A 13269-nucleotide genomic window follows, 5' to 3' on the forward strand; every position below is an offset into this window, starting at 1 on the left:
CTGAGGTCTATCATGACTGACTCATCCCCATTTGTTCTGGACGTTTCGACATGTCTGCAGGGCGGCATGCCCGAGCAGTTCCGCAAGGTAGGCGATAGCCCCGTCCGCGTTGGTGTCGAGATGATTGGCATCGCCGCTGGCGAGGAGGTTGTCGTTGACGGCATTGTCACGAACCTCGGCAGTGGTGTCATGGTTGACGCGACTGTGACTGCCAAGGCCACCGGCGAGTGTGTCCGCTGCCTAGCCCCGCTGAATCCGGAGCTCAGCTTCCACATTTCGGCTGTCTTTTCCAACAACGAGGACTTCATCACAGGCGACGATGCCGAGGAAGAAGACCTTGAGGACGAAGTTGGCCAGATCGTCGACAATACGGTGGATATCACTCAAGCCGTCATCGATGAGGCGGGCTTGAATCTGCCCTTCAATCCGACCTGTCTGGATTTCGATTCCAGCTGTGCTGAGTCGGACTCAGAAGTGCCGGAGCCAGACGGCATCTCGGGTGAAGAGGAGCGCATTGATCCGCGTTGGGCTGGCCTGGCGGAAAAGTTTGGCTCGCTCGGGGACGATAAGTAATCGACGACGACTTAGACGAAGACTTTAAAGGAGATATAACGGATGAGCCGCAAGCGTCGGCTAACCGGTGAAGCCGCTAGAAAGGCGGCCTTTGAGGCCGTCGATCACGCCCCGCTGCTGGAAAAACTCGGTGTTGAACTACCAGAGGAGTCCCTGAAGCTCGCTCTGACCCACCGCAGTTTCGCAAATGAAAATGGCATGCTGACCAATAACGAGCGTCTAGAGTTCCTGGGCGACGCCGTGCTGGGCATGTGCGTTGCTGAAGAACTCTACCGTCGCTTCCCGGACCGTGCTGAGCAGGATATTTCCAAGATGCGCGCAGGTGTCGTGAACATGTACGCGCTGGCTGACCTGGCCCGCAGTATCGGGTTGGGGGAGCACATTCTCCTCGGTCGCGGTGAGAAGGCCACCGGTGGCGCGGATAAGCACTCGATTCTCGCTGACACCACCGAGGCGCTGCTGGGTGCCATATACCTGCAGCATGGCTTTGAGGTTGCCCGCGAGACCGTGCTTCGCCTGTTCAACCAGATGATTGACGATGCCCCGACGGAGTCTCGCGGTCGGGACTGGAAGACGCTGTTGCAGGAGCGCCTGGCGGCCAAGCAACTACCGGCTGCCGAGTACACTGTGCGCACCACCGGCCCCGACCATGACCTAACTTTCTACGTCGACGTGCTGGTTGACGGCGTGGTTAAGGGCAGCGGTACCGGCGCCACGAAGAAGGAAGCCGAGATGCACGCCGCGCATCAGGCACATACTGCACTGGCATAATGCCCGAGCTTCCTGAAGTCGAGTCCGTACGCCGCGGTCTCGACACTTACGTCGTCGGTGGCCGCATCGACGATTCCTTCGTCTACAACGCTCGTGCCGTGCGGCGCCAACCCGGTGGTGCCGCAGAGTTTACCGGTCGTACGCGCGGGCGGACGGTTGTCGCTACGGATCGTCGTGGCAAGTTCATGTGGCTCACGCTTGACGACGACTCCGCAATCGCCATCCACCTGGGCATGAGCGGCCAATTGCGCGTGGAAGCTCCGTACACTCCCGATACGCTGCCTGGCCGTCACACCCGAGCCGCTTTCGACATCGCCCTGCCGGACGGCGCTCGGCACCTAATCAACTTCAACGATCAGCGCACCTTTGGTTGGGTCTGGGCCTGTGAAATGGTCGAATCCCATGGACGCGTGGTTCCGGAACCCGCAGCCAAGATCGCGCCCGATCTATTGGAGCCCACCGTCGATGTGGTTGCACTTGCACACCGCATGATGAAGTCGCGTTCACCGATCAAGGCCGTATTGCTCAACCAGAACATTGTGTCGGGTATCGGCAACATCTATGCCGACGAAATGCTTTGGGCGGCGAAGGTCGATGGTCGCGTGCCGGCGTGTGACCTTTCGGTCCGTCGTTTAGCGAAGCTTTTGCGCGAGGGACAATCCGTGCTCGAACGGGCGCTAGCGGCCGGCGGCACGAGCTTCGATGCGTTATATGTGCATGTCAACGGCGAAAGCGGCTATTTTGAGCGGAGCTTGAACGCCTATGGACAAGCGGGGGAGCCGTGCCCGAGGTGTGGGCGCGCAATTGTCCGTCTGCCATTTGGGAATAGATCGAGTTATCTGTGTCCCACCTGTCAGCGCTAGAATTTCCTTATGAGTTTCATGGAGCAAGCAACCGACTGGGTAAATGCTTGGAATGACAAGTACTGGCTGCTCATGATTGTTCTGCTGATTGGTACAGGTTTGTACTTCTGTTGGCGGACCATCATGGTGCAGATCCGGTACATCCCGGAGATGTTCAGGGCCATCACTGAAAAGCCCTCTGATATTTCTGAGGGCGTCAAGGGCATCTCGGCCTTTAAGGCCTTTACAATTTCGGCAGCCTCACGCGTGGGTACCGGAAACGTCGCAGGTGTGGCGGTGGCGATCACCACCGGTGGCCCTGGCGCGGTGTTTTGGATGTGGCTGCTCGCCGCGATTGGTGGCGCAACCAGCTTCGTGGAGTCTACGCTGGCACAGCTGTACAAGGTGCGGGATAAGGACTCTTACCGAGGAGGGCCCGCGTACTACATCACCAAGGGGCTGGGAGAGAACTGGCGCTGGATGGCGTCGCTCTTCGTCATCGCTATCACGGTGACCTACGGTTTTGTGTTCAATGCGGTGCAGTCCAACTCAATCACGGCGGCTGTGGCTGAGTCGACTGGTCAGGGAACGCCGATCTTTAAATTCTGCGTCGGCATTGTGCTGGCAATCTTGGCCGGCGTCATCATCTTCGGTGGTGTGCAGCGCATTTCGGCGGTGACGCAAATTGTCGTACCGATCATGGCCGTGGCCTACATCATCCTCGGTCTGATTGTGCTGGCTCTCAATATCACTGAAGTGCCGGGCATGATCAAGCTCATCTTCGAGCACGCCTTCGGTATCCGTGAGATCGCTGGTGCCGCTGTCGGTACCGCCATGATGCAGGGTATTCGCCGTGGTCTGTTCTCCAACGAGGCCGGTATGGGTTCCACACCAAATGCGGCGGCTACGGCGTCGGTGTCGCACCCGGTCAAACAGGGCCTCATCCAGACGATGGGCGTCTACTTCGACACCTGGGTCGTCTGTACTATCACCGCAGTTATCATCCTGTTGTCCGATCCGACCTTCGGCGGCGATGCGGAGGGCACCGCGTTAACTCAGGCTGCGCTGTCGGCGCAGGTGGGTACGTGGGCCATCCACGCGGTCACGGTTATCATCTTCTTCCTCGCGTTCTCCTCGCTGGTGGGTAACTACTACTACGCCGAGGCGAATATCCCGTTCCTGTCAAAGAGCAAGGCTGTCCTGAACACCGTGCGTGTCCTGGTCATCCTGTGCGTGATTGGCGGAGCTGTCGGTTCCGTGCCGCTCGTCTGGTCGCTTGCAGATACTTTCTCCGCACTCATGGCCACCATCAATATCATCGCCATTCTGCCGCTGGGCGGCGTAGCTGTCGCCCTACTAAAGAATTACTCCGAGCAGAAGTCCAAGGGGCTTAATCCGGTATTCCACCGCGATGATCTGCCTAACGTCCGCGGCCACGACAAGATTGAGTGCTGGGACGGTTCCGACCCGATGACAGTGCGTGAGTCCGATGTTGCTTAACGACGTCCGCCTCACCGCGTGGGTACACGGTCGTGTTCAAGGTGTTGGTTTTCGCTGGTACACCCGCGCGACGGCTCTGGAGTTGGGGTTGGTTGGTTACGCCCAGAACTACCCGGATGGTCGGGTGTTAGTTGTTGCTGAAGGGCCACGGGCAGACTGTGAGAGTTTGCTCGCTTGGCTTGAGGGGCCGAATACTCCGGGCGATGTGACGGCAGTGGTGCCGTTATGGCAGGAACCGAAGGGTGCATTGAGCACGTTTGACCGTCGTTAAGCGGGTGCCAACTGCCTTCCTCCCCCCCATGTCGGTGTAGGAATCCGAAAAATTCGAATACGTTCTATCCCTCGCTCTATGTCATTGTTTTTGCGCAGTTGGCGGGGGATTTTTCGTGTCTTGAGGTAGTCGATTGGTGCGTTGTAGAGGTCTCAGAGCGCTAAAAACCTACGCAACCGGGAAAAAGAATACGTAAATACGAAAGGCGAGTGGATTAAGTTAATAACTACCTACTGACAGGCAGGGGAGGCACATATGACGCCTGAAGAAGTAATTGCACAGTCTGGAAACTCAGCGTGGATGCTGATTTCGGCTTCGTTGGTTTTGCTGATGACACCGGCGCTCGCGCTGTTCTATGGCGGCATGTCGCGACAGAAGTCGGTGCTCAACATGATGATGATGATGAGCTTTGGTGCTGTCGGCGTTGTCGGTGCCATTTACGTGCTGTGGGGCTGGTCGATGTCCTACGGATCGCAGTCGATCGGTGGTGTTTTTGCCAACCCATTCGAGTTCTTCGGTCTGCGTAACTCAATCACGGATGGCGACGGCAACTACATTGCGAGTGCGAACGGTTACCCAAACATCATCGACATTGGGTTCCAGCTCACGTTCTGCTCGATTTCTGTAGCGCTGATCTCTGGGGCGCTGGCCGAACGCGTGAAGTTCTCCACCTGGTTGATTTTCGTCGGCTTCTGGACGACGCTGGTGTACTTCCCAATGGCCTTCATGGTCTGGGGCGGTGGCCTGCTGAGCCACTCGGCAGAGGGGCTGTCGGCAAAGCTGTTCGGTACCGCTGACGGTGAAGCATTGATCGCTCCAATTGACTTCGCTGGCGGTACGGTTGTGCACATTGCTGCTGGTACTGCCGCTTTGGTGCTGGCGATTATCGTCGGTAAGCGCAAGTCCATCGATGGCAGCCAGCATCGCCCGCACAATCTGCCACTCGTCATGCTGGGTGCTGCACTGCTGTGGTTCGGCTGGTTCGGCTTCAACGGCGGTTCGGCATTTGCGGCCGACGGTGTCGCTGGTCTGGCATGGCTGAATACGACGGTGGCAGCGTGCGTGGGGATGCTCGGCTGGATTTCACTCGAGCGTATTCGTGATGGGCATCCCACCTCGCTGGGCGCCGCTTCGGGTGTCATCGCAGGGCTTGTGACTATTACTCCGGCCGCAGGAGATATGAACCCAGTGACCTCAATCATTCTGGGCTATATCGGCGGTGCGCTGGGTTGCTGGGGAGTGGGCTTGAAGTACAAATTCAACTTCGATGACACCCTGGATGTGGTTGGTCTGCATCTGGTTGCAGCTATGTGGGGAACGATTGGTGTTGGCCTGCTGGCTAATGATCGCGGACTGCTTACCGGCGGTGGCATCGACGGCCTGAAGTTGTTTGCCATCCAGGTCATTATTGCTGTCGTCGCAGCGGTGTTCTCAGGCGTGCTGACGTACATCATTGCCCGAGTCCTGAAGGCAACCGTCGGTTGGCGTATCCACGGCGAGCAGGAGCATTCTGGTATCGACGTCGCTCAGCACGGTGAGTCGGCCTACGCGTCAACTAAGCAGGCAGTGGTGTAAACAACGCTGTGTAAACAATCTTGTGTAACAGGGTGCGTGCTTGGGGTAATTCAGCTCCAAACCGTAACTACGGGTAAGATATTGCCCCATGTATTTGAAATCGCTGACTCTGAAGGGCTTTAAATCCTTCGCTTCGGCGACGACGATGAAATTCGAGCCCGGCATCTGCGCAGTTGTCGGCCCGAATGGATCTGGTAAGTCGAATGTCGTCGATGCCCTCGCGTGGGTTATGGGTGAGCATTCCGCCAAGACCCTCCGTGGCGGCAAAATGGAAGATGTCATCTTCGCGGGAACCTCCGGGCGAAAGCCTTTGGGGCGCGCGGAGGTCACTCTTACCATCGACAATTCCGATGGGGCACTTCCCATTCAATATAAGGAAGTCTCTGTCACGCGTCGCATGTACCGCGACGGCGCAAGTGAGTACGAAATCAACGGTTCTCGCGTCCGCCTCATGGATGTCCAAGAGCTCCTCAGCGACACCGGCATTGGCCGCGAGATGCACATCATCGTCGGCCAGGGTCGGCTTTCGCAGATTCTGGAGTCGCGGCCAGAGGAGCGTCGTGCGTTTATCGAAGAAGCAGCGGGTGTGCTCAAGCACCGCCGCCGCAAGGAGAAAGCGCAGCGCAAACTCCAGTCGATGCAGGCCAATCTCGACCGTCTGCAGGATCTGACAGGTGAGCTTGCCCGTCAGCTCAAACCGCTGAAGCGTCAGGCTGAGGCCGCCTCTCGCGCCCAGACTGTGCAGGCAGACCTGCGCGACGCCAAGTTGCGTTTGGCTGCCGCGGACTTCGTGGATTTGCAGGACAGCCTCAATGACATTGCTGGTCAAGCCAAGCTCATTGAGGAAAAGGTGGAGGCCGCCACGGAGCGAGCCGAGATTGCCGCTGAGCGCACTGCAGAACTCGAAGCCGAACTGGAGGACATCACTCCAGCTGCCGATGCTGCCCGTGATTTGTGGTTTCGTCTCTCCGCACTCGGTGAGCGTATTCAAGCGACGGCCCGCATCGCCGCCGATCGCGCGGCCGACCACTCCGTCGCTCCGTGGGTAGGCCCAGACCCGGACTTCCTGGAGCAGCGTGCCGACGACGCCGCCACCGAAGAAGCCACGCTCGCTGAGGCTGAGGCAGAGGCCCGCGAAAAACTGGAGGAAATCCGCGAAACGCTCTTCGATGCCGAGGAGACTTTCCGCGAAGCCGAAGCGGAGCACCTCGCGGCCGTTCGCGCAATCGCCGACCGTCGCGAAGGCGTGGTTCGTCTCATTTCCGCAGAAGAATCTCTGCGCACCCGCTTGGAAGCCGCCGAGGCCGAAGCTGCACGCCTTGCCGAGCAAACCAATGAGGCCGACGAACGCCGTGCCGATGCCACCGAAGCTGTGGAAAACGCCGCGCAGGAGCTAGCCGAGGCAGAATTCGAAGGTCCCGAGCTGCAGAGTGCTTATGAACAGGCCAACCGGGAAGCAGAGCTGGCCTCTACACGGTTGAAAGAACTCCGCGCTGACGAGCGCGACCTCGAGCGCAGCGTCTCAGGTCTGTCCGCCCGCATCGAAGCTCTGGAGACCGCCCGCACCGCCGCTGCCAACGACGGCACCGCGTGGCTACGTGAAAAACACGAACTCGGCGTTCTCTCTGAAGTCATCGATGTCGACGCTGGCTGGGAAAAAGCGCTCACTGCCGCCCTCGGCGCGGCCGCCGAAGCACTGGTCAGCGAGGGCAGTGGAGATTCGCTTATCGACGAGCTTGTGGCCACGGGCAAGGGCAGTGCCGTTGTTATCAATTCTGCGGATGCATCCGACTCTTGGCGCTTGGACATCACTCTGCCCGCACAGGCATCCTGGCTGCTCGATCATGTGACAGTGCCCGCGGAGCTTTCGGGTTCGTTGACCTCTCTGCTCGTTGACGTCGTGGCCTGCGACGACGAGCACGTCGCCCGTGAGCTGGTGACCCAGGATACTCGACTGCGCGTTGTTGACCGCGATGGTGTGCTGCGTGGCTCTGGTTGGGTAGCTGGCGGTGCTGGTGGCACTGCATCAGGTGTGGAAATCGCCGCCGACATTGCTAAGACTCGCGAAGAACTAGCAGAAGCACAGGTGCGTTTGAGTGACCTCGGTGGTGTGCTCTCCGGTGCACAGGCCGAAGAAGAGGACCGCCGCACGGACGCGGCGGCCGCCCGTGCTGCGCTGCGTGAACACCAGAGTCGTATGAAGGTCCTCACGGATGCCCGAACTCGGGCCACAGCGCAGCTGTCCGGCGTGGTGCATGATGCCGAACGCGCTGAGCAGCGCGGAGCCGAAGCCGCGGACCGAGTAACGAAGCTCCAGAAGGAGTTGGCGGTGGTCGCAGACCGCTTAGCTCGCGTTGACCGTGACCCCGAGGAGGGGGAACCGTCGACAAGCGAACGTGACCGTGCCTCGGAGGCGCTGACGGCTGTGCGCGCCATGGAAACAGAGGCGCGTCTGTCGCTGCGTACGGCAGAGGAGCGACTGTCGAGTGTACGAGGCAAGGCCGAGCGGCTCCGTCGCCAGGCTGCATCGGAGCGCGTAGCGAAGGCCCGCCATGAGCAGGCGCAGATGGCGAAGGTTGCCCAGCGCGAATTGGCAGAAGTTGTCGCGGAGCTGGCTGAGGATTTGCATGCGAAGGTCAACGTGTCGTTGGCGCGGGCAGAGGCCGATCGCGACGATGCCGAGGCGCAGAAGAAGACAGTGTCGCAGGCACTATCAGCGGCCCGGACGGAGGCAAATGCGGCGCAACGTGAGCTGGCACAGCTAACGGATTCCGCGCACCAGGGCGACATCGCCCGTGCGCAGGCGCAGGTCCGCGTGACCGAGGCTGCAGAGCGCATCGTCGACCAGTTGGGGCTGTCTGTCGATGACCTGCTCGCGGACTTTGCTCCTGATGAGAACTTCGACCGCGCAGCCGTGACGAAGCAGCTCAAACAGGCGGAGAAGGATCTGCGTGTGCTCGGCCGCGTCAACCCGTTGGCGCTGGAGGAGTATAAGGCGATGGAGGAGCGCTACTCTTTCCTATCCACGCAGCTCGATGATGTCCTCAAGGCCCGCCAGGACCTCACCGTTGTTGTCGAGGAAGTCGATGCCACGATCCTGCAGCTCTTCACAGACGCGTGGAACGATGTCGAGGCAGAATTCCCCGCAGTCTTTCAAACGCTTTTCCCGGGCGGCGACGGACGACTGGTTCTCACCGAGCCGGACAACCTGCTCACGACAGGTATCGAGGTTGAAGCCCGCCCGCCGGGCAAAAAGGTTAAGCGGCTGTCGTTGCTCTCCGGCGGCGAGAAGTCGCTGACGGCGCTGGCAATGCTCGTCGCTATTTTCCGCGCGCGCCCGAGTCCCTTTTACGTACTCGACGAGGTGGAAGCCGCGCTTGACGACGTTAACCTGCGTCGCCTTATTGCGCTGCTCGAGGAACTCCGCGCGACCAGTCAGCTGATTGTCATTACGCACCAGAAGCCAACAATGGACGTTGCGAATGTGCTCTACGGCGTGACCATGCGGGGCGATGGTGTGACTCGAGTAATCTCGCAGCGAATGTCACCGGCATCCGCAACTCCGTCGACAGGAGCGGAGTAAGCGCGGAGTAAGTGAGGAAGAGTCGTTGATACTGCATAATGAGAGTTATGACTCCAACTCAGTGGATACTCCTTGTCGTCGCGATTGTCGTTATTATCGCGCTGCTCTTTGTTGTGGGCTATGTCCGCAGGAAGAACCAGCGCATTTCCTTTGCGAAGGAAGATACTAAGGAACTCACCCAGCAGGAGAAGTCTGGAAATTACCAGGCCACTAGTGGTTTTAACTTCGCTCCGGCCGGTGGTGGGACTGATACCCGCGAGAAGCAGCCGGTTGAAAAACCGATGCCGAAACCGGCGGAAAAGCCGATTGAAAAGCAGGCCCCGGAGCCAGAGGAAAAGCAGGCTGATATACCTGCCGATCAGCCGGACGGTTCACTGCTGAAACCAGAAGGTCGACTGGTTATTCCGGATAACCCCACCGAAATGGAGGGGGATTATGACCGCGTAATGCGGGAAATCCCAATCGATTTGCCAACGGCCGGGGAAGAGGAATCAGAGCCCGAGCCGGAACCACAACCAGAGCCCGAAGCAGAGCCTGAGGTAGAGGTAGTTCCTGCTCCTGAACCGGAGCTGGAGCCGGAGCCGACTCCCGAACCAGAACCGACGCCAGAGCCGGAGCCGGAAGCTGCGCCGGAGCCGACGCCAGAGCCAGAAGCAGAACAGCAGATTGACTCCATCGACCCGGCTGAGGGACGTCTGGGCCGCCTGCGCGGTCGTCTGTCACGGTCGCAGAATGCAATTGGCCAGTCTGTGCTCGGCATCTTGGGCGCGGGTGACCTTGATGAGGACGCGTGGGAAGAGGTTGAAGACATCCTGGTTATGGCTGACCTCGGTGCGGCTGCGACGCAGCGTGTCGTCGATAAGCTGCGCGAGCGTATTGCCAGCCAGAAGGTGAGCACGGAAGAGCAAGTGCGCGCCCTGCTGCGTGAGGTGTTGATTGAGGAGTGCAAGCCTGAGATGGACCGCTCCATCCGCGCACTTCCGCACGAGGGCAAGCCCGCAGTGATTCTGGTAGTCGGTGTCAACGGCACAGGTAAGACCACGACGACGGGCAAGCTGGCTCGTGTACTGGTCGCCGGTGGCCACCGTGTTGTTCTCGGCGCAGCGGATACCTTCCGTGCTGCTGCAGCCGACCAGCTGGAGACCTGGGGGCGACGCGTTGGCGCGGAGACCGTTCGCGGCGCTGAAGGCGCCGATCCTGCTTCTATTGCATTTGAGGCAGTTGCTCACGGTATCGAGTCCGGCGCTGATGTGGTGCTCATCGACACCGCCGGCCGCCTGCACACCAAGGTCGGTCTGATGGACCAACTGGACAAGATTAAGCGCGTGGTGGAGAAGAAGGCTCAGGTTGACGAAGTCATCCTGGTTTTGGACGCGACGGTTGGCCAAAATGGTCTACTGCAAGCTCGTACGTTCCGGGATGTAGTAGACATCACCGGCGTTGCCCTGACCAAGCTGGACGGTACCGCGAAGGGCGGCATTGTATTCCAGGTGCAAAACGAGCTCGGTGTGCCGGTGAAGTTGGTTGGCCTTGGTGAAGGTGCTGACCACCTGGCGCCGTTTGAGCCGGAGAGCTTCGTAGACGCACTGCTCGGCGGCCGCAAATAGTAACTAACATCGATGAGTGAATTTTCCATCGATTGGTGAGTACAGCGTCGCCCGTTGCCCCCGGCAAAAATAAAGGCCTCGGAGCCACCGCGTAGATTTCTGTAGAGGATACGCGGGGCTCCGGGGCCTTTAATGTTGAGGTGCTAGGAATCTAGCGGAGAGTTGTGCTAGGAATCCTTAGAATTCTTGCGTGCGAGGCGGGTAGCTGCCACGCCACCGACCAAGAGTGCAAGAGCGGCACCGCCGAGGGCAGTCGCCTGAACACCAGTGACTGCTAGCCCAGTGTTCTTGGTCCCGGTTTGCTTACCGTCATTCTTAGGGGTGTCGGGCTTGTCGCCTGGATTTTCCTCCCCAGGATTCTCGTCCTCCCCGGGCTGTTCGTCACCTGGGTTTTCATCGTCGCCCGGAGCGTCATCGCCTGGGTTCTCATCGTCGCCCGGAGTTTCGTCATCGGAGGTCGGACAGTAGCCGTAGACTCCGGTTGCCGGGTCGATCTTGCTCATATCACGCGGGGAACCGTCGGGGCACGTTGCGGTGTCATCAACTCCCGGCGGAATTCCGTCATTTTCTGGGGCATCTTCATCAGGCTCCGGAGTTGGGCCGGAATCATCTGAAGTGCCACAAGCACCGTAAGCCCCGGTTGCCGGGTCAATCTTACTCATGTCACGCGGGGAACCGTCGGGACAGGTCTGGGTGTCCTCAACGCCCGGTGGAATGCCATCGTTCGATGAACCTCCTGGATCCGGATTTGCAGCGTCATCTACACACTGGAAAGTACCGCCAACATTTTCAAAATGTTGACCGGCGGGGCATTCCGACGGGGCGGGGTCAGGAATCTGTGCGGTGGCGGCGCCAACGCCGATGAGCATGCCGGCTGAAGCGGCAGCGGCCACCATGGTCGAAGAGAGCTTCTTCATTTGGAAACCTCACAATGTCTATAGGAAAGCCCTGCAATCAAAGGACTTAAGGGGGAACACTGTTCACACTTTTGATTCGAATAACTAATTACAGTCTTTGGTGGTATGGGTTTGGGAAGGGGGGGGTAAAGAGAAATTGTTGACTTGTCCAAACCCCAGTAAGGGGAAGTGGGAACTTATATTTACAACGCTGAGTGTGTACACCCGTTGTGGGTAGGGCGTTTATAGAACCAGTCACTGTCGACTCGGTAGGGGGCTTTTCTGTCTTCGCTAGCGAAGCGTGGTACCTGATTGTGTCGGGTGGTGAAAGGTGGATGGGGCGTAGAGGTTCGGTAAAAAATCGGTGCCTGTGAGGTTTTATGCTTCGGGCTATAGGAGCTATGACTTTTCGGAGGTATGGCGCACAAAAATGCTCCCGATGCTAAATAGGCATCAGGAGCATTTTATGTTTCGTTACCGGGGTAGAACCCCAAGCTTCTTAGCGGTTCTTGCGGGCGATGCGGGTAGCGGCGACACCGCCGACAAGGAGAACCAGAGCGGCTCCGCCCAGGGTGGTGGCGTCAACGCCGGTGGCTGCCAGGCCAGTGCTCTGAGTCGAAGAAGCCTTCTTGGACTCCGAGGTATTCTGCTCAGACTTCTTGGAGTCCGAAACCTTCTTTACATTCTCGGAAGAGGTCGTCTTCTTGGACTCGGAAGCCTTCTTCTCGGCCTTTTCCTTGGCCTTCTTCTCTTCCTTCGTGCACTTGTTTTCGTTCTTGCACTCAGCAGAGATCTTGATGTCAACGTTTACCTTGACATCCTTGCCGTCCTTGCCCGGCTTACCGTCCTTGCCTGGCTTACCGTCCTTGCTATCCTTGCCCGGCTTACCGTCCTTGCCTGGCTTACCGTCCTTACCGTCCTTGCCGTCCTTGCCCGGCTTACCGTCCTTGCCGTCCTTGCCTGGCTTCTCGGTGTCCGGCTTGTCCGTGCCTGGCTTGTCAGTGTCCGGCTTCGCCTCGTCCTTGACGCAGACACCGAAGACATTCGGGTTGCCTGGAACTGGCTTGCTCATGTCGAAGTGCTCGCCCTCCGGGCACTGCTTATCAGAAATGCCTGGGTTTCCGGGGTCGCCCGGCTGGGACTCATTGTCGCCCGGTGTTTCGGGCTTAGGAGCTTCCTGGTCCGCGACGCACTGGAAGGTTCCGCCGACGTTCTCAAAGTGCTGGCCGTCTGGGCACTTGTCCGGCATTGGGGCCGGAATTCCGTCAGTGGAATCCTGCTCAGGCTGGTCTGCGACGCACTGGAAAGTGCCTCCGACGTTCTCAAAGTGCTGGCCGGCGGGGCACTCGGTCGGCATTGAGTCCGGAATCTGTGCAGTAGCGGTGCCTGCGCTTGCAATCATGCTGGCGGAGAAGGCAGCGGCGGCGATAGCCGTGGTGAACTTCTTCATGAAAACCTCTCAAGGAGTCAAACGGTCAGAGACCAATGAATATGATTTCGCCGTTCATCCCTCATCGTGCACGGCGGAAAATAAAACCAGGCCAACTGCGGTTAACTAGGTTCATGATTAACCATAAACTGGTTGATATATGAACGGTATTGGAGGTAGTTATAGGAATAACATCAGGTGCGCAGTGGCGTGCTTTGACCT

10 protein-coding genes are annotated in these 13269 nt (G+C 58.9%); 8 read left to right on the top strand and 2 right to left on the bottom strand.

The genetic code is table 11. From position 1 onward, the window contains the following. Positions 1-12 precede the first annotated feature (12 nt). From CHU70_RS08750 to ftsY, 8 genes are all read left to right on the top strand, one after another. Positions 13-573 (top strand): DUF177 domain-containing protein, encoded by a 561-nt coding sequence (locus CHU70_RS08750; protein ID WP_070595147.1) that lies wholly within the window; start codon positions 13-15, stop codon positions 571-573. A 42-nt stretch (positions 574-615) separates the two neighbouring features. Then, positions 616-1344: a ribonuclease III gene (rnc, locus tag CHU70_RS08755; RefSeq protein WP_038628630.1), complete on the top strand. Its 729-nt coding sequence runs from the start codon at positions 616-618 to the stop codon at positions 1342-1344. Further along, entirely contained in the window at positions 1344-2207 is an 864-nt protein-coding gene (gene mutM, locus CHU70_RS08760) for a bifunctional DNA-formamidopyrimidine glycosylase/DNA-(apurinic or apyrimidinic site) lyase (RefSeq protein WP_070595145.1), read from the top strand. Before rnc ends, mutM begins: the two co-directional genes overlap by 1 nt. Positions 2208-2225: 18 nt before the next feature. Next, the gene (locus tag CHU70_RS08765; RefSeq protein ID WP_070595161.1) at positions 2226-3686 is read left to right on the top strand and encodes a sodium:alanine symporter family protein; all 1461 of its coding nucleotides are present in this window, start codon (positions 2226-2228) and stop codon (positions 3684-3686) included. Next, entirely contained in the window at positions 3676-3957 is a 282-nt protein-coding gene (locus tag CHU70_RS08770) for an acylphosphatase (RefSeq protein ID WP_049171546.1), read from the top strand. The genes CHU70_RS08765 and CHU70_RS08770 overlap by 11 nt, the downstream gene beginning before the upstream one ends. A gap of 255 nt (positions 3958-4212) precedes the next feature. Continuing rightward, complete coding sequence (locus tag CHU70_RS08775) at positions 4213-5532, top strand: ammonium transporter (RefSeq protein ID WP_070439639.1); 1320 nt, start codon at positions 4213-4215, stop codon at positions 5530-5532. A gap of 88 nt (positions 5533-5620) precedes the next feature. After that, positions 5621-9115 carry a chromosome segregation protein SMC gene (gene smc, locus CHU70_RS08780; protein ID WP_147739796.1) on the top strand — a complete coding sequence of 1165 codons (3495 nt, stop codon included), beginning with the start codon at positions 5621-5623 and terminating at the stop codon, positions 9113-9115. Between the two features lie 47 nt (positions 9116-9162). Continuing rightward, entirely contained in the window at positions 9163-10722 is a 1560-nt protein-coding gene (gene ftsY, locus CHU70_RS08785; RefSeq protein WP_049171536.1) for a signal recognition particle-docking protein FtsY, read from the top strand. A gap of 167 nt (positions 10723-10889) precedes the next feature. Here the strand turns inward: ftsY and CHU70_RS08790 are convergent, their stop codons facing one another. Beyond that, a complete protein-coding gene (locus CHU70_RS08790; protein WP_048735495.1) occupies positions 10890-11639 on the bottom strand; it encodes a hypothetical protein in 750 nt (249 codons plus the stop codon). A 478-nt stretch (positions 11640-12117) separates the two neighbouring features. After that, complete coding sequence (locus CHU70_RS11250) at positions 12118-13068, bottom strand: hypothetical protein (protein ID WP_049194017.1); 951 nt, start codon at positions 13066-13068, stop codon at positions 12118-12120. Positions 13069-13269: the final 201 nt, after the last annotated feature.

This window comes from Corynebacterium sp. LK10, assembly GCF_008042455.1.
Classification (GTDB): Bacteria; Actinomycetota; Actinomycetes; order Mycobacteriales; family Mycobacteriaceae; genus Corynebacterium; species Corynebacterium jeikeium_D.